General features: G+C 65.5%; 18 protein-coding genes. 6 read left to right on the top strand and 12 right to left on the bottom strand.

Features of this window, described 5'->3' with window-relative positions; translation table 11 throughout:
• Window position 1: 1 nt before the first annotated feature.
• The 11 genes from LU699_RS09540 to glmS all read right to left on the bottom strand — a co-directional run bounded on the left by LU699_RS09540 (window position 2) and on the right by glmS (window position 14837).
• Window positions 2-1009: an NAD-dependent epimerase gene (locus tag LU699_RS09540; protein WP_232136761.1), complete on the bottom strand. Its 1008-nt coding sequence runs from the start codon at window positions 1007-1009 to the stop codon at window positions 2-4.
• Window positions 1009-2367 (bottom strand): UDP-glucose dehydrogenase family protein, encoded by a 1359-nt coding sequence (locus LU699_RS09545; RefSeq protein WP_232136762.1) that lies wholly within the window; start codon window positions 2365-2367, stop codon window positions 1009-1011. The genes LU699_RS09540 and LU699_RS09545 overlap by 1 nt, the downstream gene beginning before the upstream one ends.
• A gap of 34 nt (window positions 2368-2401) precedes the next feature.
• Window positions 2402-3685 (bottom strand): Vi polysaccharide biosynthesis UDP-N-acetylglucosamine C-6 dehydrogenase TviB, encoded by a 1284-nt coding sequence (gene tviB, locus LU699_RS09550; RefSeq protein ID WP_232136763.1) that lies wholly within the window; start codon window positions 3683-3685, stop codon window positions 2402-2404.
• 52 nt (window positions 3686-3737) lie between these two features.
• The gene (locus LU699_RS09555) at window positions 3738-5117 is read right to left on the bottom strand and encodes an O-antigen ligase family protein (RefSeq protein WP_232580143.1); all 1380 of its coding nucleotides are present in this window, start codon (window positions 5115-5117) and stop codon (window positions 3738-3740) included.
• A gap of 107 nt (window positions 5118-5224) precedes the next feature.
• The gene (locus tag LU699_RS09560) at window positions 5225-5542 is read right to left on the bottom strand and encodes a hypothetical protein (RefSeq protein ID WP_232136765.1); all 318 of its coding nucleotides are present in this window, start codon (window positions 5540-5542) and stop codon (window positions 5225-5227) included.
• A 401-nt stretch (window positions 5543-5943) separates the two neighbouring features.
• Window positions 5944-7146: a tetratricopeptide repeat protein gene (locus LU699_RS09565; protein ID WP_232136766.1), complete on the bottom strand. Its 1203-nt coding sequence runs from the start codon at window positions 7144-7146 to the stop codon at window positions 5944-5946.
• On the bottom strand, window positions 7143-8591 hold the full coding sequence (locus LU699_RS09570) for a DnaJ domain-containing protein (RefSeq protein ID WP_232580144.1): 1449 nt from the start codon (window positions 8589-8591) through the stop codon (window positions 7143-7145). The genes LU699_RS09565 and LU699_RS09570 overlap by 4 nt, the downstream gene beginning before the upstream one ends.
• Before the next feature lie 16 nt (window positions 8592-8607).
• Window positions 8608-10896 carry a GumC family protein gene (locus tag LU699_RS09575; protein WP_232136768.1) on the bottom strand — a complete coding sequence of 763 codons (2289 nt, stop codon included), beginning with the start codon at window positions 10894-10896 and terminating at the stop codon, window positions 8608-8610.
• Window positions 10897-10925: 29 nt separating this feature from the next.
• The gene (locus LU699_RS09580) at window positions 10926-11621 is read right to left on the bottom strand and encodes a polysaccharide biosynthesis/export family protein (RefSeq protein ID WP_232136769.1); all 696 of its coding nucleotides are present in this window, start codon (window positions 11619-11621) and stop codon (window positions 10926-10928) included.
• A 28-nt stretch (window positions 11622-11649) separates the two neighbouring features.
• Complete coding sequence (locus tag LU699_RS09585) at window positions 11650-12444, bottom strand: tyrosine-protein phosphatase (protein ID WP_232136770.1); 795 nt, start codon at window positions 12442-12444, stop codon at window positions 11650-11652.
• A 560-nt stretch (window positions 12445-13004) separates the two neighbouring features.
• Window positions 13005-14837, bottom strand: coding sequence for a glutamine--fructose-6-phosphate transaminase (isomerizing) (gene glmS / locus LU699_RS09590; RefSeq protein ID WP_232580145.1), 1833 nt, complete (start codon window positions 14835-14837; stop codon window positions 13005-13007).
• Window positions 14838-15531: 694 nt separating this feature from the next.
• Here glmS and ubiA point away from each other — a divergent pair.
• Window positions 15532-16500: a 4-hydroxybenzoate octaprenyltransferase gene (ubiA, locus tag LU699_RS09595; RefSeq protein WP_232136772.1), complete on the top strand. Its 969-nt coding sequence runs from the start codon at window positions 15532-15534 to the stop codon at window positions 16498-16500.
• Window positions 16501-16889: 389 nt separating this feature from the next.
• Window positions 16890-18659, top strand: a complete 1770-nt coding sequence (locus LU699_RS09600) for a putative bifunctional diguanylate cyclase/phosphodiesterase (RefSeq protein WP_232136773.1) — start codon at window positions 16890-16892, stop codon at window positions 18657-18659.
• Between the two features lie 3 nt (window positions 18660-18662).
• Here the strand turns inward: LU699_RS09600 and LU699_RS09605 are convergent, their stop codons facing one another.
• Window positions 18663-19403: a ComF family protein gene (locus tag LU699_RS09605; RefSeq protein ID WP_232136775.1), complete on the bottom strand. Its 741-nt coding sequence runs from the start codon at window positions 19401-19403 to the stop codon at window positions 18663-18665.
• Between the two features lie 49 nt (window positions 19404-19452).
• Between LU699_RS09605 and bioB the strand changes: the two genes are divergently transcribed.
• The 4 genes from bioB to LU699_RS09625 are packed head-to-tail and all read left to right on the top strand — an operon-like array spanning window position 19453 to window position 23114.
• The gene (gene bioB / locus LU699_RS09610; RefSeq protein ID WP_232580146.1) at window positions 19453-20529 is read left to right on the top strand and encodes a biotin synthase BioB; all 1077 of its coding nucleotides are present in this window, start codon (window positions 19453-19455) and stop codon (window positions 20527-20529) included.
• The gene (locus LU699_RS09615; protein WP_232136778.1) at window positions 20526-20888 is read left to right on the top strand and encodes a hypothetical protein; all 363 of its coding nucleotides are present in this window, start codon (window positions 20526-20528) and stop codon (window positions 20886-20888) included. Before bioB ends, LU699_RS09615 begins: the two co-directional genes overlap by 4 nt.
• Entirely contained in the window at window positions 20839-22113 is a 1275-nt protein-coding gene (gene bioF / locus LU699_RS09620; RefSeq protein ID WP_425491218.1) for an 8-amino-7-oxononanoate synthase, read from the top strand. The genes LU699_RS09615 and bioF overlap by 50 nt, the downstream gene beginning before the upstream one ends.
• Complete coding sequence (locus tag LU699_RS09625; protein WP_232136779.1) at window positions 22110-23114, top strand: multidrug resistance efflux transporter family protein; 1005 nt, start codon at window positions 22110-22112, stop codon at window positions 23112-23114. Before bioF ends, LU699_RS09625 begins: the two co-directional genes overlap by 4 nt.
• Window position 23115 lies beyond the last annotated feature (1 nt).

Raw genomic sequence — 23115 nt, forward strand, 5'->3', positions numbered from 1 at the left:
TTTAGGTGCCGTAGTAGTGCCGATACCAGTCGACAAAGTTAGTCACCCCAACGTCTACCGCAACGCGCGGCCGGTATCCGACATTTTTGATCAACTCCGATACGTCAGCCTCGGTGTCGGGCACGTCACCTGCCTGCAGTGGAAACATTTCCATTTTTGCCTTGCGGCCCAATGACTGCTCGAGTAACTCAATGTAACGCAGCAGTTCCACCGGTTGTTCGTTACCAATGTTGTATATCCGGTACGGCGCATTACTGCTCGCCGGGTCAGGCCTTCGGCCGTCCCATTCAGAGTTGCCGGTCGGTGACTGATCCAGCGTGCGGATCACTCCTTCCACAATATCGTCCACATAGGTAAAGCTCCGCTTGTGGCGGCCGTGATTGAAAACCTTGATTGGCTCTCCGGCCAAGATCGCTTTTGTGAAGAGGAATAAGGCCATGTCGGGACGTCCCCAGGGCCCGTAAACCGTAAAAAATCGCAGACCGGTACTTGGAACGCCGTACAGATGCGAATAGCTATGCGCCATCTGCTCGTTTGCCTTCTTGCTCGCTGCGTACAGGGTCAGCGGGTGTTCGGTCGATTGATGCTCGGAGAAAGGCATCTTCGTATTGGCGCCGTAAACCGAGCTGGTCGATGCGAACACAAGATGCTCGACGCCATGGTGGCGGCAACCTTCTAAAATGTGCAGAAATCCGGTGACGTTGCTGCTTACGTAAACGTGTGGGTTCGTGGCGGCATACCGCACACCCGCCTGTGCGGCCAGATTGATCACGCGTTGCGGCTTATGCGTTGCAAATGCCGCTTCAACGGCCTCTCGGTCTGCGAGGTCTGCGGCGATATGGGTGTACCGCGGATTGTCCGCAAAGCGCGCCAGTCGCGCCTGCTTCAGCGTGACATCGTAGTAGTCCGACATGTTGTCGAAGCCAATGACTTCGTCTCCACGGTCTAGTAAACGCATGGCCACATGCGAACCGATGAACCCCGCGGTTCCGGTTACAAGAATCTTCATTACGCGTGTCCCATGTTCTTTGTGCTGGAAAGCGAACGTCCACGCCCGATTCCAAAATAGGCGATGCCGGCTGCTTCCATTTCAGCAGGTTCACAGAGGTTGCGGCCGTCGAAAACCACCGCGTCGGCCAATGCTGATTTCAGCGTTGAGAGGTCAGGACTCCGAAACTGCTTCCACTCGGTGACGACCACTAGCGCATCGGCGCCTTGTAGAGCGTCTGCGGCCGTTTCGCAGAGTGTCAGGTCGTCGCGAGTGCCGAAGATATGCGCAGCCTCGGTACGCGCTTCGGGATCAAAAGCGCGCACCGTGGCACCGGCCGCCCACAGTTGGCGAAGAAGCGTGCGACTGGAGGCCGCGCGCATGTCGTCGGTGTTGGGCTTGAAGGCCAAGCCCCAGATGGCAAACGTTTTGCCGGTCACGCTGCCGCTGTAATGGCGTTGGATGAGCTCAAACAGATGCTCCTTCTGGGATTCGTTGACTGCTTCTACCGCGTCGAGCAGGCGAGCGTCGTAGTGATGCTGGCGGGCGGTGCGGGCAAGCGCCTGCACATCCTTCGGAAAGCACGAACCTCCGTAGCCGGCGCCAGGGTAAATGAAGTGCCAGCCGATACGTGGGTCCGAACCGATGCCTTGACGCACATGTTCGATGTCTGCGCCCACTCGCTCTGCGATGTTCGCCATTTCGTTCATGAAGCTGATCTTGGTTGCCAACATCGCGTTGGCCGCGTACTTGGTCAGCTCTGCGGATCGCACATCCATTACCACGATGCGCTCATGGTTGCGGTTGAATGGCGCGTAAAGCCGTCGCATTCGGTCTATTGCCTCGGCGCTGTCAGAGCCGATCACGATGCGATCAGGTCGCATGCAATCGTTGATCGCATCGCCTTCCTTGAGAAATTCCGGATTGGATGCGACTGAGAATTGGAGCTCAACCTGACGTGCCGTCAGTTCCGATTCGATGGCGACGCGTACCTGGTCCGCAGTACCAACCGGCACGGTGGACTTGTTGACCACCACCACCGGTCGGTCGATATGTCGACCGATTGTGCGCGCGACCGTCAGCACATACTGAAGATCGGCACTGCCGTCTTCATCCGGGGGCGTGCCTACCGCGATGAAGAGGGTCTCGCCATGGGCGATTGCTTCAGCAGCATCGGTGGTGAAACGAAGACGCCCCGCCTCACGGTTGGCCTTGACCATAGGCTGAAGGCCTGGCTCGTAGATCGGGATCATGCCGCGATTCAGGCCTTGAACCTTGACCTCGTCGATATCAACGCAAATAACTTCATGTCCGACTTCTGCCAAGCAGCTGCCGGTGACAAGGCCGACATAGCCGGTACCAAAAATGGTGACTTTCATTGAGTACTGTCGCCAGGAAAGAGAGAAACGCTGATCAGAGGCGACCGTCTACGGCATCGCGCGGCAGTACATACTTCACGTCGTACAACACGCTCTCCGGCCTGCCAAAGGCGCGGATGCCCTCGGCACCAAGCTCGCGGAACTGTTGGTGTCCGACCGCGATAACGACCGCGTCATACTCGCCAGCTTGAGGAGTCTCGATCAGATCCAGCGCGTACTCATGTCGTGCCTCTTCCGCATCCACCCACGGGTCGCAGATATCGACGCGGGCGTTGTAGCCCTTCAGCGCATCGATGATGTCCACCACACGCGTGTTGCGCAGGTCGGGGCAGTTCTCCTTGAACGCGAGTCCAAGAACCAGAATGCGGGCCTGCACCGGGTTGATGCCCTTGCGCACCATCAGGCGGATCACTTCGCCCGCGACGTACGCGCCCATGCCGTCATTCGTACGACGGCCGGCGAGGATGACATCCGGGTGGTGGCCCACTTCCTGCGCTTTGTGGGTGAGGTAGTAGGGGTCCACGCTGATGCAGTGACCGCCCACGAGGCCCGGGCGGAACGGCAGGAAGTTCCACTTGGTGCCGGCCGCTTCCAGCACTTCCAGCGTGTCGATGCCGAGCTTGTTGAACAGGATGGCCAGGTCATTGACCAGTGCGATGTTGAGGTCGCGCTGGGTGTTCTCGATGACCTTGGCGGCCTCTGCCACTTTGATGCTGCTGGCCTTGTGGGTGCCGGCCGTGATGATGCTGGCGTACAGGGCGTCCACAAAATCCGCGGCTTCGGGTGTGGAACCGGACGTCACTTTCATGATGGTGGTGACGCGGTGTTCCTTGTCGCCGGGGTTGATGCGCTCGGGCGAATAGCCGCAGAAGAAATCGACGTTGAACTTCAGGCCGCTCACCTGCTCCAGGATCGGCACGCACACCTCTTCGGTGCAACCGGGATACACCGTGGATTCGTACACCACGGTGTCACCGACCTTCAGCACCTGGCCCAGTGCTTCACTGGCCTTGCGCAGCGGCGTGAGATCCGGGCGGCGGGCGCTGTCGATGGGCGTGGGCACGGTGACCACGTACACGTTGCAATGGCGGATGCCTTCCAGCTCGCTGGTGAAGCCCAGTTGCGTGGCGCTGGCCAGCAGGTCGGGCTCCACTTCGAGTGTGCTGTCGCGGCCTTCGCGCAGCTCGGCCACGCGCGCGGCATTGATGTCGAAACCGGCAGTGGCGTACTGCTTGCCGAATTCCACGGCCAGCGGCAGGCCTACATAGCCAAGGCCGACAACAGCGATAGCGGTTGCGTCCGATGCAAGGGTCGTCATGTATTTTCCAGGGGAGGAAGCGCGATGAATGCGCGTGAAGCGAAGATGAAGATTATGGCGCCTTGATTGGCAATGTGTGACTCCGGCGGGCGGCTGGCGTCGTACCCGCCGCGTGTGCAGCCTTCGCCACGATCGCTGCAAGTGCGGCCATCACCGCGAGCAGCGCGGGCGTGCGCAGCGGGTAATCCACGAAGGAGTGGCCCAGCACTGCAAGCAGGGCGACGAACGCTGGCAGCGCGGCGCTGCGCCTGTGCGCCGGCAGCCTCCAGATCGCGCGGGCGCTCCACGCCAGTGCGCAGGCACCGAGGGCCATGACCAGCAATGCCGGCAGGCCTGCTTCCAGCAGCCACTGCACATATTCGTTGTGTGCATGATTGACGTAGCTGCCCATCAGCATGGCGGGCGGGGCTTCCTGCTCGAACACACCGACATAGCTACCCATGCCGCTGCCTGCTGGCGCGTGCCCCATCGCAATGTCCACAGTGGCTGCGCGCAGGGGCGAGCGGAGTTCGTCCACCGCGTCCACCTGCATCCAGCGAAGCGCGGCGAACAGGCCGAGGCTCACGGCCACAGTGCTTGCGAGCAGCAGCAGGCGTCGACGGTTTGCACCTCTTGAACCAGCGCCATGGAGGCCGACGACCAGCGCGCATGCCAGCACGCAGAGGATGACGCCCGCGCGCGAACCGGTCAGCGGCAGCGCTGTCATCGCCATCAGCAGCACGAACACCGAAATCGCGATCGTGACGCCGCGGCGTCGCGCGCCGGGTCCGGCAGTTGTTTTCAGTGCCGATACGAGCGGCGCGCTGACCAGCGTGGCCGCGATCACCAGCAAGGTCGCCTGGTGGTTGGGATTGGCGAAGAAGCCGCTCATTGCCGGCTGCCATTGCGGGTAGGGATTGAGCGCACTTTCCTGCGGCGCGCCCAGCTGCAGGATGCCGAGCAACAGGCTGGCCATCGCCAGCGCGACGATGCCCCAGAGCAACGCGCGTTGCGCGCCGGACGGCAAGAAGAAGACCAGGCCGAAGATGGCAACGGCAGGCAGCAGGGCGAAGAAGCTGGCCCGTGTCGCGTCGGGCGCCAATGTCCAGCGCGCAGGCAGTGCCACGCCCACCTGCGCGAGATCCTGTTGCAGCAGTGCGCGGCCATCGCTCATCACGAACCCAGCCGGCATGGGCAACAGCTGCAGCAGCGGAATGGCGAGCAGGGCCAGGATCAGCGCCGTCCAAAGTGGCGGCCAGCGACCACCCTGCATGGCAAGGCGTTGCCCGATCACCCAGGCGATGGCCGGCAGCGACGCAAGCTGCAGCAGCATCACGCCCGTTCCGGCTTGCTGGGAACTGCCGCCGGTCACGACAGCCATCACCAGCAGCAACCCCGCAAGAGCCAGGTTGATGCGTGACCTGCCGTCCAGGGCGAGGGTCTCATCCTGCATGTCGGGTCGGATTCCGGAGAGTGGATTTCTGAAACAGAAACGGGACGGGTGATTCACCCGTCCCGTCTGGAATGCACCCGCAAGCGGCTGCAGGTATCGCGTGTTGCTTAGCGGCTGATGGGCGCCGGCGGCGGACGCGCGTCCACATCATCCATGCTGGCCAGGCCGGCTGCAACGATGGCGCCGGTGCCTGCGACGATCAGGGCACCCTTGACGTCGACGCCGGTTGCGGTCGCACCACGTGCGGTTGCGGTCGGCACGCAGGTGGCCGGCACGCCGTAGACGCCCGCAGCGGTCAGCGGCTGCGTGCAGCCATTGCTGTAGACGAGGGTGGCGGTGGAATTCTCGGCGAGCATCACGCGCGAACCGGGCTCGAGCATCGTGCCCGACGCGGCGGTGACGAAATCGCCACCCTGGCTCGTCATGGCGCTACCGCTGGTGACACGGAGCGTGACGCCTTCTTCCTGCGCGAAAACAGCAGGCGAGAACGAAGCGAACGCAATCGCGGTTGCAAGCAAGGGTGAAGAAAGCTTCATAACGACCATCCTGGGCTGGTGACACCGGGCTGGCGCGTAATGCGCTGCGCAAGTGGTGTGCGGGATAGTGAAGCTTAGACGCGCGATGATCACACTGCAAGCGAATTCACGGCTGCAATGCACTGAATTTCATGGATTTAGTTCACAGAAATGAAATCTTCCTCACATCACACATGGTCAGAAACCTGAAGCACAAGCACGGGTGCGCACTGCCTGCACGAATATGGATGAATGCGTGCCGGAAATGCATACCTTGCAAAAGATTGCGATTCGCGATTCGCGATTCGCGGTCACGGAGTCGCTGGCGTCGCCTGAGCGTCGTCCACTCCAGTCGAAGCCTGCAGCGTGACCGTGAGCGCGGCCAGCTGCAGTTCGCCGCGCAGGGTCTGCGCAACGCCACGCGGCGCGGGGTTGATCAGACGCAGCCATTGCCCCTCGCACCCGGTGTCGGGCACATCGAACTGCAGCGATGCCTTCACCCAGGTCGCGGAACGCCGCATACGCGCGCCGTTGCCGATACGCGTGCGCCCGTCGGCGCATGTGAGCGCCCAGTCCAGGCCCTGATCGGCCTGCAGATCCGGCGCACGCGTCATCAGATCCAGCCGGTACGTGCCGGGTGCCAGTAAAAGTGGATGTTCCAGCCCCGCGCGCGCGACGGGCCGCCCCAGGAATGTCAGCCGTGCGGCATGCCCCGATCCGGGCCCGATGATCCGGTCGAACACCACTCCGGTCGTCGGGCGCACACGCCAATCGAAGCCGGCCGACGTGGGGAATGTGTCGAAGTCGCCGTTGTACAACGCAGGCACACGGGTGTTTGTCTGCGGCAGGCTGCCGATCCAGCGGGCATACGCGCTGCCCCATCGGCCCTCGGCGAGCATGCCGTCGATCCAGCGCGCCGTCTCTGCGGGTGTCAGATCTCCGCGGGCATGCAATGCGCCATGCAGGTTGTCCGAGGCAGCCGGAGTTTTCTGCGCCACCACTGCGCGCAGAACCGCGGTGCGCCACTGTGGGCGATCGGCAAGGTGGTCCGCCAGCGCCTCGGCGAATGCCGGATCCTGTGCGAGCTGCGCTGTTGCCGCCAATACATCGCGGCGGCTGCCCGGTGCGATGGTCAGAAGCGCATCGATCTGCGTGATCGCGTGCGCAATGTCGCCGTCCTGCAGTTCGTGTGCGGCCAGCCACGCACGGATCTGTGCATCGCGAGGGGCGCGACGCGATGCGGTTTCGTAGCGGGCCACGCGCTGCGCATCACTTCCTTCCGCCTCGAGTGCACGCGCCAGGATGCCGAACGCCCGGCCTTGTGAGGGCTCGCGCGACAGCACCTGCCGCGCGGTGTCCGCCGCCTGTTCGAGATCACCGTCCCGAAGCTGCCGCTGCGCAGCGTCCAGCTGCGCAGCGGCCGGTGTGCTCCGATGCAACGCAATCATGCCGCTGCCGGCCCAGGTCAGCAGCGCGACCACGCACAGCAGGATTAACCAACGCCAGACCGTCAAAGTGCCGGCTCCAGATGCAGGGCCGTTGCCAGCCACTGGTGTTCACGTCGCTGGAGTTCGACGTACAGACGGCCGTCTTCGTTGGCGCTGCGCCAGCCATCGATGCTGTAACCGCTGTCGAGCACTGCGCGCTCCGAATCAATGCGCCACTGCGGGCCATGCAATGCCATGCGGCGACGGCCGCCCCCTTGGAGCCGCGCATGCAGCGCCTGACGGAGCACGGTCGCTTCGACCTGGGTATCGACGTTGCTCCACACCGGCGGCAGCGGCATGTCGCTGGCCGCCAGGTAACGCGTGATCTGGGCGATCGCGGCTTCCGCTTCCTGCAGCAGCGCCAGCAGCGCTTCGTCCTGGCTTGACGTCTGCGCCGCAGGGTCAGGACGCAAATGGTGAACCCGCATCCCCTCGTAAGGTTCCGGCGTCGCCGCAGGCTGCGCGGTTGCAGGGGGCATCGGAGGATACGAAGCCTGGAGCGCACGTTCCCTATTCCGGGGCGTCGTTGGGACGGGGCGCTCGAACACCGGCGTCGTGCCTCGCGTGTCGAGTGCTGCGAGCGGGGTCTCTTCGACGTTCTGGAAGACAGGCAACTGCACAGGGGCCAGTGATTCTTCGGCCGCGGCAGCCAGCTGCGGCTCCGGGAGTTCAAGCGCGACGGGCTGCGGGGACGCACGCCTCGCGACGAGGGCCTGACAGAAATTGTTGCCCGGCACCGGCACGCAGTCGGCTGGGTTCCCGGACGTGCTGGGTTCTGCAGCCTGGTCATCTGCGACCGTCACCCGAGCAACCGCGGGCGCGAAATCCTCATCAAACGCGGGGTCGGGTTTCCATTCGCGCTGCAGCACCAGTCCGCCCAGCAGCACGCATGCGAGCGTAATCATCCACACCGGGGCCGGCACCGAGACGCCGGTCCGCGGGGGACGGGTCAACTGGTGGACTTCCTGGATGGGAATAGCCGCAAGCGGCGAGCGCCAGCCGCCGTCGACCGCCTCTCCGGCTTCGTGATGCGGCCCCGCGGAATGCCCGTCGTAAGCGCGACGCGCGGCGTCGTTTCGCAGGTGCCGCCAGGCCCAGTTGACCCGGAATGACAGCGTAGAATCCCACTGTCCGTCGCCGTCACGATCAGGATGCAGCCAGCGGAGCAGCAGCCGGTGATGGTCACGAACCAGTGTCTTGCTTGCGCCCGGTGTCACACCCAGCACGCGGTAGGCGTCGGCGTCGGCGATCAACAGGACCTGTTGCACGAAGAATCGCGCGGCTTCCTGCAGTTCGGCTGCCGCGGACCCTGTGCGGGCAGACGCGGCCCGCAGCGCGGCGGGGGATCCCGATGCAATCGACAGAAGCTCGGTCATGCCGTCCGGCAGCGGACGCACCCACGCAGCCTCGCGACGCGCCGGTGCCCGCAGGATGCCCAGCGCCAGATCCAGTGCGTCGCCCCCTGTCGTCATCCTGACCGCGCTCCTGCTAGTCCTTGCCGAGCTTGGGCGTGGTGCCGTACGAGTAATACGACTCGTAGTCGTATCCGTATCCCGCCGCGTTCGCGTTGTAGTGCGTCAGCAGGCCGCCGATGACGCGGGCGCGCGCGGCCGACAGGCGCTTGAGCGCGATCTGCGCGGTCTTGATTCGGGTCTTTCCGGACTTGGTGACCAGCAGCGTGCCGCTGACAAGACTCGACAGGATCGGCGCGTCGGCGATACCCAGCACGGGCGGGCCGTCGATGATCACCTGGTCGTACTTTTCGCCCGCGACTGAAAGCATCGAGAGCAGCCTGCTGCCGGCCAACAGTTCCGCTGGATTGGGCGGCAAGGGACCGGCAAGCACGACATTCAGTCGATCGTCGTCTGTCTCCATAATCACCTGCTGGATATTGGCTGCGCCGGACAGCAGACTCGACAAACCCATCTCGGCACGGACACCAATGGCGCGGTGCAGAGACGGGTTGCGAAGATCCGCTTCGATCAGCAGGACGCGCTTGCCGAGCTGGGCGAAGTTGCGCGCCAGCGTGAGGGCGGTCGTGGACTTGCCCTCCGCGGCGCTCGGGCTGGTGACCAGCAGCACCTTCGGCACGCCGCGGTCGGTGGAGAACTGCAGCGCGGTGCGCACCGAGCGGTAACTCTCGGAGAAGGCCGAGCGCTGATCGGCAATCGCCGCCTCGATGCTCTGCTTGCGCAGATGCGGCACCACGCCCAGTACCGCCAGACGGAGATGCTGTTCGAGGTCTTCCGGCGTCTTGAGGGTGTCGTCGAGGAACTCGAGCACGAAGGCCAGCAGCACGCCCAGAATCAGGCCCAGAGTCAGGCCGATCGCCAGGTTGAGCGGCAGGTTGGGCTTGAACCGGCTGGTCGGCACGTTGGCGCGGTCGACGATCGATATGTTGTTGCTGCTGACGCCGCCGGCCACGCCGATTTCCTTGTAGCGCTGCAGCAGGCCGTCATAGAGCTGACGGTTGGTGTCGACTTCGCGGCGCAGGATGTTGTAGTCGATGGACCGGTTGTCCACGTCCAGCGCCTGGGTGCGCAGCGTATTGAGCTGGGCGACCAGCATGGATTCGCGGGTGCGTGCGGCGTCGTATTCCGCGCGGATTGAATCGCGCACCGACGCGCGCTCCTCACGGATCTGGCGTTCGACCTCGTCGATCTGCTGCTTAAGCGCCAGCATCGTCGGATATTCGGGCTTGTAGGTCTGCAGCTGCTGCTGGTACTGCCCGGTCAACTGGGCCCGCTGCTGCTGCAACACATTGACGATGGACGCGCCCATGGCGGCGGAGGGCAACGACCCGCCTCCGCTGACCTGGTTCCACATCGCCTGCGCCTGGATCCGCTGATCCTGCGCGGCGGCCAGTGCGGTGTTGAGCGTGCTGAGGTTCTGCCCTTCAAGCGACACATTGCCTTCGCCGCCGCTGAACAGGTTTTCCTTGGTCGCGAACGACACGAGCGCGCGCTCGGATTCCTCGAGACGCCCCTTCGCCAACGCCAGCTGCTCTTCGAGGTAACGGCCCGCATAGGACGAGGCATCAAACTTGCGTTCGATGGAGGAGGCGATGAAACCATCTGCCAGTGCATTGACCACGCGCGCCGAAAACGCGGGCAGGGTGGAGTCGAAATGGATCCGCACAAGTCGAGAATTGCGGATCGGCTCGACGACCAGCCCGTCCCTCACCACGGCAACGGCCTGCGGCAGACTGCCAGTCGCCGCGGTGTTCTCGGCCTCGGCATCGACAGGCGCATCCACGCCGCCTTCCGGTGCTGCCGGCTTTTGCCGCAGCGAATCCTTCGCGCGCTGCAGCCAGCTGCTCGATCCGAGGCGATCGACCGTCGCGCTGTCGATGCGCAATTCGTTTGCAACACGTTCCGCGAGCGCACGGCTCTTCAGCAGCTCGTACTGGGTGGTCAAAAAGTCGGGCGTGGAGGCTTCGCCATTGTTGACGCCCTCCACGAACATCGCCTGCACCGATTCCCGATCGATCTGCAGCGTTGCAGTGGCGCGGTAGACCGGCGGCGTCATCAGGGTGATTAGCAGCGCGAGGGCGACCACCGAGCCCAGCACCCCGAGGACCAGCCACCGGCGCTTGACCAGCATGCGCCAGTAGGCAAGCAGGTCGATCTCGTCATCCGCGGCCGGCTTGGCGTCGAATTCCAGGGCCAGTTCGCGGCTTCCCGCATGCGCCGGAAGCTGCGCGTGATCCCGAGGCACAGGTGCGCGGCGGTCGTCGTTCTCGCCACCGGCGGGCGTCGGGAGGTTGTCGTCATGCATTGAAAAGGTCGTCCGTAACGTGCCGCTGATCAGAGCGTGAGGAACAAGGCCCATGCCGGAACAGTCCGGAGGAATTCGCGGAACGCGGAGCGGCTGCCCGAGTGCTCAACCACGATGATGTCATCGCCGTAGATCTGAGGATCCATCATCTCGCCGCGCCGCACTGCCGCGATATCGAATGCTGCACCCTTGCGCTCGCCATCGACCTGGCGGAACAGGATCACGCCTTGAAGATCAGCCATCTCGGCCATGCCCTCGGCCATCGCGATCGCCTGCAGCAACGTTGTCTTGCCGGTCAGCGGGTAGATGCCGGGCTTCTTGAGCGCACCTTCGAGCGTGACGCGCTGGCTGGTGTATTCCTTGACGAAGATCGTCACCTGCGGGTTCTGCAGGAAACCTTCCGCGTAACGCTTGGCCAACTCGGCTTCCAGCTCCGGAATCGTCCGGCCACCCGCCATCACCGCGCCCAGAAGCGGCAGCGTGATCTGGCCGTTGGAGTTGACCCGGGCCTGGCGGTTCAGGTCCTGCACGCCGAACACGCTGATTTCCAGGAGATCCTGGGCGCCCACTCGATAGTCCGAGCCACCCTCGTAAGCGCCGGAGGCGGTGGTGGTGTCGGGTGGCGGCAGATCCACACCCTGATTGGCATGCTTCGAAGAAGAGGCGCACGCGCTGAGCAGCGCACACAGCGCGCCGAGCATGATCCAGGACCAGATTTTGTTCATTGCAGGCGTCTCCAACGTGCGATATGAGTCATCGGGCAGAGCCCAGTAGCCGGCTCCAGAAACCCGGAGACGTGCGGACGGTCGCTGCGGGGAGGGGCGGCAGTGTACCCGGCGCAGCATTCTGGATGATCCCGCCTGGCCGGGTCGAGACCAGATGCTCCGCTTCCTCCGCGCCTACGAGCCGCGCTGCCGCCTCCCGGGCTTCAGCTAGAAAAGGCGGGCGGCGCCTGGGGTGGTGCGCGTCCGTCGCCAGGATGTGGGCGTAGCCTTCGCCAACGAACCGGTCCGCCCAGTACTTCGGTCTTTTCCCATATCGCCCGGTCAACGCGCCGGCCGTGATCTGGATGAAGACGCCGCGGTCAGCCGCCCGGGTAAAGGTGCTGTAGTGCTGCTCGACCCAGCTCAATCGCTCGGGGTGCGTGATCACCGGGATGTATCCCGCCGCCATCAACTCGAAGAGCGACTCTTCAAAACGCGGCGGGGCGACATGGTGTGGAGGCTCGAACAGCAGATAGCGTGAGCCGGCGAGCGTCGGGATATGACCGGACTGGATGCCCCTGACGAGGTGATGGTCGAGATGCACGTCGGCGCCTTCGACCAGTCGTAACGCAATGCCTTCCTGATCCAGCACGGCCTGCAGGGCCACGATTGCGTCGCGGATCGCGGGCCCGGTGTTCTCGTACAGGCCCGGATAGATGTGCGGGGTGCAGGCGGTGACGAGGATGCCGTCATCGACGGCCATCCGCGCCATGGTCAGTGACATCTCCAAGTCCACCGCGCCATCGTCGATGCCCGGTAGCAGATGACAATGCAGATCGAACATGGGCGGAGAAGCGTCCAGAGCGCGGTGCTGATGAGTAGAGCGATGTAAGGACTCAGCCATCAATAACGCTAAACGGAGCGCGTTCGAAACCGGACCTGACCACGGTGCCCAGGTTTCGCGACGGTTCGGGTCACACTTAGGCGATGAGTCTAGCGCAAGCCCGTCTGAGGTGATTGGACTGATGCCACAGTTCTGTCTGCGCGGGGACGATTCCAAGCCCGGTTCGCCTGAATGATTAATGGGGAAACTGGCAGGGCCGCATAATCCGCGGCGCCACCAGGGCCCGCCCCGGATCGAGACATGGTCCGGGTGCTGCCAGCCCCGGGGCACTGCGCAATTCACCCGGGCTTGGCCAAGCCCGGCGCCGGGACCACCGGGCTCTAATCGAATCTTGACGCCCAGAAAACCGGCCGCGGGCGCGGCGCCTGACGAACCCACGGCCGGACTTTTGCGACTTGGCGGTGGACCGCGCGGCGTGCACGGCTGCGCACGCCAAGATGGCCGGAACCGGGTGGCGCGGGATTAACTCGAGCGTGACCCGGGGCCTGCATTCGGTTTCTTTATTCGACGGTGACCGACTTCGCCAGGTTGCGCGGCTTGTCGACGTCGGTGCCGCGCACCAGGGCGGTGTGGTAGGCCAGCAGCTGCACGGGGATCGTGTGCACGATGGGGCTGAGCACGCCGATGTGCCGCGGGGTGCGGATCACGTGCACGCCTTCCGAGGCGCTGAAGTTGCTGTCCGCATCGGTGAACACGAACAGCTCGCCGCCGCGCGCGCGCACTTCCTGCATGTTCGACTTCACTTTCTCCAGCAGCGCGTCCTTGGGCGCGATCACCACCACCGGCATGTCCGTATCCACGAGCGCCAGCGGGCCGTGCTTGAGCTCACCGGCCGGATACGCCTCGGCGTGGATGTAGGAGATCTCCTTGAGCTTGAGCGCGCCTTCGAGCGCGATCGGGTAGTGCACGCCGCGGCCCAGGAACAGGGCATGGTGCTTGGGCGTGAACTTCTCCGCCCAGGAGGTGATCTGCGGTTCGAGGTTCAGCGCGTGCTGCACGCTGCCCGGCAATTGGCGCAGATCTTCGATGTAGCCAGCTTCCTGCGCTTCGCTCAAGCGGCCGTTGAGCTTGGCCAGCGTGACCGCCAGCGCGAACAGACCGACCAGCTGCGTGGTGAACGCCTTGGTCGATGCCACGCCGATCTCAGCGCCGGCGCGGGTGTAGAACACCAGCCCGCTGGCACGCGGGATCGCGCTTTCCGGCACGTTGCAGATCGAAAGCGTGTGCGTATGCCCGAGCGATTTGGCGTACTTGAGTGCTTCCATCGTGTCGAGCGTTTCGCCCGACTGCGAGATCGTGACGATCAGGTGCTTCGGGTTGGCGACCGCGCTGCGGTAGCGGTACTCGCTGGCGATTTCGACCGAGCACGGCAGGCCGCTGATGGCTTCGATCCAGTAACGCGCGACCGAGCCTGCATAGAAGCTGGTGCCGCAGGCGAGAATCTGCACGCCTTCGATTTCGCGCAGCACATCGCCGGCATCCTTGCCGAACAGCGTCGGTTCGAACGCGGCCGCATCGATGATCGCCTCAATGGTGTCGGCAAGCGCGCGCGGCTGTTCGTGGATTTCCTTCTGCATGAAGTGGCGGTAGGGGCCGAGTTCCAGCGACGCCAGCGAGACATCCGACAGGTGTTCGTCGCGGGTGATGGCCGCGCCCTCACCATCGAATACCTGCACGCCCTCACGCGTGAGTACCGCGGTATCGCCCTCTTCGAGGAAGATCACGCGGCGCGTCGCCTGCAGGATCGCCGAGACATCGGAGGCGACGAAGTTCTCTCCGTCACCCAGACCCACCAGCAGCGGGCAGCCCATGCGGGCGACGACCATGCGGTCCGGATCGGTCTTGTCGATCACCGTTAGCGCGTACGCGCCCTCGAGTTCCTTCACGGACGCCTGCAGCGCGGCCAGCAGATCGAGGCCCTGCGTCTGGTGATGGTGGATCAGGTGCGCGATGACCTCGGTATCGGTCTGCGACTCGAACACGTAACCAAGCTCGGTCAGTCGCTCGCGCTGCGCCTCGTGGTTCTCAATGATGCCGTTGTGCACCAGCGCCAGACTGTCATGGCTGATGTGCGGATGCGCATTGGTCTCGGTCACGCCGCCGTGGGTGGCCCAGCGCGTGTGGCCGATGCCCAGCTGGGCCTTCAGACCGTCAGCAGCGGCGGCCGCTTCCATCTCGACCACGCGCCCGGTACGGCGCACGCGGCGGACTGCACCATCGATCACCACCGCAATACCGGCCGAATCGTAACCGCGGTATTCAAGTCTCTTCAGGCCCTCAACGATGACGGGGACGACGTCGCGACCCGAGATCGCACCAATAATTCCGCACATGAGGCAACGCTTCTCTTCCTGAGGGTGGCGTAGTGTATGGAGGTTATGTGAATGCGGCCAATCGATTGGTTACATGATGTTCGTTGGGGGCTGACACCGTCTCAGCGTGAGGCCTCGTTGGGCTCCGGAGTCTTCGACCAGTCGGATTGAGTGTGTCGAATCGATATCGACTGCTTCCTTCAGTCGAGCGAATCTTGGCCTTTCCCGCGGGAGACAGCGTCCTGCCGCGTTTCGACCACGGCAACGCGGCGACCGCAGGTAACGGTATTCCTAGCGCTCGCGGGCGCTGATCAATCCGCCCGCTCCGAAGCATTCCCCTCAGCCATGGGAACCATGAGGCCAGCTGGGGGTGCTGATCGGTAGAGCGAGCGCCGCCTGCCAAATGCAGCACATCAAGATGAGCGGCTATGCCGACAGCATCGGAAGTACGACCTGCGCCGTGGGTCTGTCTTCGCGCCGTGCCCAACCGGTTGTGAAAGTCGGGGTTGCACCCAGTGTGCGGGGTACAGCCATTTCAGCCGAAGAAGTCGTTGGCCGTAGAGACGTATCGTCCAATGCGCTGGTGGAATGCCTGGCGTTGAACCGCCGCGTCGAGATCTCCAGTAGCGAGGTGCGCTGGGACTGCGGATGCTGATTGTCAGGGGCGTTCTGACTCTGCCAGTCAGGTGGCTTGTCGCTGATATCCTCTCGTCGTATGCACGACTACGAACGCTTCTCCGAACCCGAAGTCCCACGCTGGCGCGAGCGCCTGCGGCAGTACTGGGCGCTACCCGAAGTCCCACGCTGGCGCGAGCGCCTGCGGCAGTACTGGGCGCTGGTTCGCGGGGATCGGCCGATTGGGTGGTTGCTGCTGCTGTGGCCGACATGGTGGGCGCTGTGGATCGCAGCCGAGGGCGTGCCGCCGCTGTGGACGCTGTTCGTGTTCAGTGCCGGCGTCTGGCTGACGCGCTCTGCGGGCTGCGTGATCAACGATTACGCCGATCGCTGGCTCGACCCGCATGTCGAACGCACCAAGGACCGGCCACTCGCAAGCGGCGCGGTGCGTGGACGCGAGGCCTTGCTCCTGTTCGCAGTGCTGATGCTGGTCGCGTTCGCGCTGGTGCTGACGATGAACTGGCTGACGGTCGCGATGAGCGTCGTCGGCATTTTTCTCGCGGCGAGTTATCCCTATCTCAAGCGCCACACCTACCTGCCGCAGGTGTATCTGGGCATCTCGTTCGGCTGGGCGATTCCGATGGCGTTCGCGGCCGTGCAGGGCACGGTGCCGCCGATCGGCTGGGTGCTGTTCGTGGCCAACATCTTCTGGACCACGGGCTACGACACCTGGTACGCGATGGTCGACCGCGAAGACGACATCCGCGCCGGTGCGAAGTCGACGGCGATCCTGTTCGGCGATCTCGATCTGGTCGCGCAGGGCCTGCTCTACACGCTGGCGTTCGCGGCGCTCGCGCTGGTCGGACGTGAGGCGGGGCTCGGACCGAACTACTGGCTTGGTCTTGCGATCGCCGCACTGCTCGTCGTCTGGGAATTCTTCGTCGCGCGATTTCGGGATCGCGACGCCTGCTTCCGCGTGTTCCTGCACAACCACTGGGTCGGCATGACGATTTTCGCCGGCATCGCGGCGCATTACGCCTTGCCGCCGATGACGGTGTTGATGCGCTGACGGATCGGGCCGCTGGCGCGAACGTCGCGTGTCGCGAGTGCGCCGTACAGCGGGTCACGCATCAGCAACACAAATCGCGCGCGACGCGATGTCCTCTCCGATCTCCCGCTCACGGCTCGCTACTCACGAATCGAAGCATGCTTCCGTAGGGCACCAGGCCTGCCCAGAATCTTCGAAACGGCCCTGTCACGCCCCGCCGGTCGCGGCGCGCGCCCTGTCGTGGCAAGCTCGGCAGGCGAGTCAGGGCTGGGGGACAGGGGGCCTTCGACGGACGTGGTGATCGCGGCCGGGATGGCGGCGGTCGCCGGGCATCCGCGTGATGTCGCATCCGTCATCTCGTCACGACAGACGGTTGCGCAGATTCGACGTCAGGACAGGGAAGCGGACGGATGGCACACATCGAACACGAGGCGGACCGCCTGGCATTGATCCGCAGTCTCGATCTGCTGGGACTGCAGGGCGCACCGGATCTCGATCGCATCACGCAACTGGCCGCGCAGGCGCTGGGCGCGCCGATGGTGCTGATCACGGTCGTCGAGGAGTTCGAACAGCGTTTCATCTCGACCGTGGGCACGGATCTCAAGGCAACGGAACGCGAGATCTCGGTGTGCGCGGTGGCGATCGAGTCGCAGGGCGTGTTCGAGGTCGAGGACCTTTCGCAGGACACGCGCTTCGCGAATTTCCGCACCGTCACCGAAGACGGCATGCGCTTCTACGCGGGCGCGCCGCTGACACTCTCGACCGGCGTGAGTGTCGGCACCTTGTGCGTCGTGGATTTCGAACCGCGGCGCCTGTCGGACGCGCAGCACATCGCGCTGCGCACGCTCGCCGATCTCGCCGTGAACCAGATCCAGCTGCTGCGGATGATCGGTCGGCGCGACCCGATCACCGGCCTGCCGAACCGGCAGCAGATGTCGGCCGATCTCGCGATACGCAAACGTCGGTCGATGCTGGGCAGCATGCAGCTGGTGGTCATCGACGTACTGGAGTCGGGTGCGTCCAATCGACTGACCCAGGCACTGGGTCCGGGGCCTGCCGAGTCCATCGTGCGGCAGGCGGCGTTCCGGATCGCGGACCTGCTGCCCGTCGACGCACCGCTGTACCACGTGGGCGTGGCGCGCTTTGCGTTCTTCCTGTCGGACGAAGATGGCGATGGCCTGCTCGGCCTGCTATCGGCCATGCGCAAGCGGGTGACGATGCCGGTACACACGCACGGTCTCGACATGGCCGCGAGCTTCCACGCCGGTCTCGCGCCCTTCGATGGCGACAGCGAGGACGATGCGATGCGTATGGCGGTGACCGCGCTGCATGCCGCCGTCGAACGCGGCGTGCCATGGTCGCATTACGAAGCAGCACGCGATGCGAGTCTGCGTCGGCAGCACACGCTCGCGACGCAGGTCGACGCGGCGCTGCATGAGCAGCAGTTCCATCTTGCGTACCAGCCCCGGCTGGACCTGGCGACCGGCCAGGTGGCATGGGTCGAGGCGCTGCTGCGCTGGGAGCATCCGACGCTCGGAGCCGTCGGGCCGAACGAGTTCCTGCCGATCATCGAGACCACCACCCTGATGCCGCGCGTCAGCCAGTGGGTGATCCAGCAGGCACTGCGGCAACTGGCGGACTGGGATGCACTCGGGCACCGCATCGGCGTGTCGATCAATCTCGCGGGCGCGGACCTCGAGGACGGCCGCATCGTCGAACGCGCATTCGCGCTGACCGAGCAGTACGGCGTGGAGCCCGACCGGATCGAATTCGAGATCACCGAAGGCCACTGGCTGCAGGGCGAGGCCGTGGTGTCGCAGCTGCAGACCTTGCGCACCCTGGGCTTCTCGATCGCGCTCGAGGATTTCGGTTCCGGCTACAGCAACTTCGCCTATCTCAATGCGCTGCCCGCGACAGCGATCAAGATCGACCGCTCGCTGATCGACGGCATGGAAGCCGACGGGCGTCGCGCGCGCCTGGTGCGCACGCTGGTGATGCTGGGCGCGGAGCTCGGCCTGCGCACGGTGGGCGAGGGCGTCGAGACCGAGGCGCAGCTGGCACTGCTGCGCCGCTGGAAATGCAATGAGGCGCAGGGCTATCTGATCAGCCGGCCGTGCAGTTCGCAGGACCTGCGGAGGTTCCTGATCGAGCGCGTGTCGACGCCTGCCAGCACGTCGTGACTCCTATCGCACGCGCGCGCAGACCCATGCCTCCACGCGCTGTACGCCGTTGCGTCGGAGCGCAATCGCGGCGGCGTGCAGCGTCGCGCCGGTGGTCATGACGTCGTCGACCAGCACGACGTGTGCAGGCATTTTGGGCATGCGCTGGACCGCGAACGCATTGCGCAGATTCCGTCGCCGCGCTTTCGCATCGAGCCGCGACTGGGGCGCGGTCGCGCGGACGCGCCGCAGGAGATCGGTGCGCAGCGGCAGGTCGTGACGTCGCGCCAGCATGCGCGCGAGTTCCAGCGCCTGGTCGTAGCCGCGCGCGCGCAGTCGCGCGGTGTGCAGGGGGATCGGCACCAGCGCAGCGGGGCGCGCCGCACCTGACGTCGCGCGGGCCAGACAGTCGCCGAGCAGGGCACCGGCGGCGAGATCGCGATGGAACTTGAAGCGCGGCAGCAGCCGGTCGACGGGGAATCCGTAATCGAATGCGGCGATCACCGTGTCCAGAGGCGGCGGGCGACGCAGGCAGGCGCCGCAGACCGGATCGAGCGTGGGCAGCGGCTGCGCGCAGCGCGCGCAGGCATGCGGCATCCAGGGCAGCGCGGCGGTGCAGGCCGGGCAGAGATCGCGGCCCGCTGCGCCGGGCTCGCGACACACCAGACAGCGGCCGGGCAGCGCGGTATGCAGCAGGCTGCGAAGCCAGTGACGCCAACGCCCGTCAACCGGGCCGGGTGGATTCTGGTTGACAGCGCCGGGCATGCTTTCCAGACTGCCGGGCTTGTCCCGCCGTCACCGTCGGTAGATCGCCATGTCCGTTGTCAGCCACGCCCGCGAAGCCGCCGGCCAGCCCATTCCCCTTCGTCACGACTGGTCGCGCAGCGAGATCGAAGCGCTGTTCGCGCTGCCGATGCCCGAACTGCTGTTCCGCGCCGCCAGCGTCCACCGCCAGCATTTCGATCCGGCCGAGGTCCAGGTCAGCACGCTGCTGTCGGTCAAGACCGGCGGTTGCCCCGAGGACTGCAGCTACTGCCCGCAGGCGCAGCGCTATCACACCGGCGTGCAGGCGACGAAGCTGATGGAGACCGACGCGGTGCTGGAGAATGCCCGTCAGGCCAAGGCCGCCGGCGCCACGCGCTTCTGCATGGGCGCCGCCTGGCGCTCACCCAAGGATCGCGATGTGCCGAAGGTCGCGGCGATGATCCGCGAGGTGAAGGCGCTGGGTCTGGAGACCTGCGCGACGCTCGGCATGCTGACCGGCGACCAGGCGCGCGCGCTGAAGGACGCGGGCCTCGACTACTACAACCACAATCTCGATACGGATCCCGAGTTCTACGACTCGATCATCCAGACCCGCGAGATCCAGGATCGCCTGACCACGCTCGAGCACGTGCGCGATGCGGGCCTCAAGACCTGCTGCGGCGGCATCGTCGGCATGGGCGAGACCGGGCGCCAGCGCGCCGGCCTGCTGCGCACGCTGGCGAATCTGCCCTCGCATCCGGACTCGGTGCCGATCAATCGTCTGGTGCAGGTCGAAGGCACGCCGCTGCACGGCACCGCGGAAATCGACCCTTTCGATTTCGTCCGCACGATCGCGGTCGCACGCATCCTGATGCCGCGTTCGATGGTGCGGTTGTCGGCCGGCCGTCAGGACATGAGCGACGAGCTGCAGGCGATGTGTTTCCTCGCCGGCGCCAACTCGATCTTCTACGGCGAGCAGCTGCTGACCACCGGCAATCCGGATACCGAGCGCGACATGGCGCTGTTCGCGCGTCTGGGCCTGCGGCCGATGCAGGTGCATGTGGACGCCGAGCATCACGATCACCCCGGCACCGCCCACGTCGACATCATCGAACTGCCGCAGCACCCGCGGAGCTTCGCCGCATGATTCCGTGGTTCGCCTGGGCCTATCTGGTGCTGCTGGCGCTGGTGGGCCTGAGCGGATTCGCGCTTGCGCTGCGCGCGGGCGAAGCGAAGGTGCCAGCGGTTCTCCGGCTCGGTGCAGTTGCAGTGCTTGCGTGGGGCGTTCTGCTCTACTTCCGCGATGCAGGCGTGCACTTCGGCTTCGCCGGATTGTTGTTCGTCTCGGTACTGGCACTCGCGCAGAAGAGCGTTGCCGATGCGCGCCAAGCCGAGCAGATGCAGCTCGATCGCCCAGCTCGCATCGGTGTGGCGATCAACGGACTGGTGCTTCTGCCTGCGATCGCAATGGGCGCACTGGCGATCTGGGCCGGCCGTGGCGCCTGAGCGGCCCGATCTGCGCACGCGTGCGCGCAACGCACGCGATGCCCGTACGCAGGCGCAGGCGCGTCGCGTCCGGCGCACGGTCGCGCGTCGCGACGGCATGCGCTGCGAAGTGCTCGACGCCGGCCGCGACGCGCGCTGGCTGCTGAACTTCTGCGGCAACGATTACCTCGGCCTCGCTTCGCACTACCAGGTGTCCGGCGCGCTGCAGGATGCTGCGGCCTTGCACGGCGCCGGCAGTGGCGGCTCGCATCTGGTCAGCGGCCATCACGCCCTGCACGACGCATTGGAACGCGAGATCGCAGACTGGCTGCAGGTGCCCGCCGCGTTGCTGTTCGGCAGCGGTTTCGCTGCGAATCTCGCGGTGCTGCAAGGACTGCTCGGCGAAGGCGATGCCTGCGTGCAGGACCGCTTGAACCACGCCAGCCTGATCGATGCCGCGCGGCTCGCCGGCTGTCGTCTGCGCCGCTATCCGCATGCCGATGCACAGGGTGCGTTGCGCCAGCTGCGCACCGTGCCCGACGGCGCCGCGGTGCTCGCGACCGACGGTGTCTTCAGCATGGACGGTGATGTCGCGCCGCTGCGCGAACTGGCGATCGTCGCGCGCGTGCAGCAGGCGCTGCTGTACGTCGACGATGCACACGGTGTGGGCGTGCTCGGTCCCGACGGCCGCGGCAGCGTCGCCGATGCGCGGCTCGACATCGACGCGGTGCCGCTACAGCTGGTCACGCTGGGCAAGGCGCTCGGCGGTTGCGGTGCGGTGCTGGCGGGCGATGCCGATCTGATCGGCCATCTCGCCGAGACCGCGCGTCCCTACGTCTACACGACCGCGCTGCCACCTGCGATCGCCGGCGCCGCGCTAGCCGCGGTGCGGATCGCGCGTCAGGAACACTGGCGCCGCGAACGGTTGACCGCACTGGTGCAACGCTTCCGCGTTCGCGCGCAGCGTCGTGGTCTCGATCTGATGCCGTCCGACACGCCGATCCAGCCGCTGCGCTGCGGCGACAACGCAACGGCGCTGGCACTGTCACGCGCGCTGGACGCGGCCGGGTTCTGGGTCGTTGCCATCCGCCCGCCCACCGTGCCGGAAGGCCAGGCACGCCTGCGCGTCACGCTCAGCGCCGCGCATGCCGATGCCGACGTCGATGCGCTGGTCGATGCACTCGCCGCCGCGCGCGATGCATTGCCGCAGGCATCTGCAGCCGCACCCGCCGTCTCGACACCATGATCGATCCGCAACACGACGCCCGCCGCGCATTGTTCGCGGTCGGGATCGCACTCGCATCCGCGTTGTTCTTCACCATGACGTATGTGCTGAACCGCGCCAGCGCGAGCGGCGGTGGCCACTGGGCGTGGACGGCGTGCCTGCGCTACTTCATCACCCTGCCGCTGTTGCTGCCGCTGATGCCGTTGCAGGGCGGTGCGAAGCCGGTGCTGCGCGCGATCGCCGCGCATCCCTGGGGGTGGCTGCGCTGCAGTGCGATCGGCTTCCTGCTGTTCTACTGCATGCTCTCGTTCGCGGCGTCTAGCGGGCCGGCGTGGCTGGTCGCCGGCAGTTTCCAGTTCACGGTGATCGCCGGCATGCTGTGCGCGCCGCTGCTGTATCGCGATGCGCGCCGCCGCGTGCCGCCTGCCGCACTCGGCATCGCCGCAGCGATCCTCGTCGGCGTCCTGCTGATGCAGTTCGGTCACGGGAGCCCCGGGCTCGATCGTGCGGGCTGGATCGCATTGCTCTGCGTGCTGACCGCGGCGGTCGCGTATCCGCTCGGCAATCGGTTGTTGCTGCTGCATCTCGAACGCACCGGCGAGGACCTCAACGCCACCCAGCGCGTGTTCGGCCTCACGCTCGCCAGCCAGCCGCTGTGGCTGCTGGTCGCGGCGTTCGCCTGGCATGAGGCCGGCACACCGTCGATGTCGCAGGTGTGGCTGGCCGCAGGCGTGGCGCTGAGCGCGGGCGTGATCGCGACCATCCTGTTCTTCCAGGCGACCGGCATGGTCCGCCACAACCCGGTCGCGCTGGGCGCCGCCGAGGCGATGCAGGCGGCCGAGTTGCTGTTCGCGGCGTTCCTCGGTGCGCTGTTCCTGCAGGAGGCGTGGCCGCAGGGCCGCGCATTGATCGGCGCGGTGGTGGTGACGCTGGGCATCGTGGCGTTCGCGATCGTCGTCGCACGTCCCGCGGCCGGCAGCGCGCGTCGAACGAAGGCGTTGCGTGGAGACAAGGGCGCATGAA

The organism is Luteimonas fraxinea, from assembly GCF_021233355.1.
Classification (GTDB): Bacteria; Pseudomonadota; Gammaproteobacteria; order Xanthomonadales; family Xanthomonadaceae; genus Luteimonas; species Luteimonas fraxinea.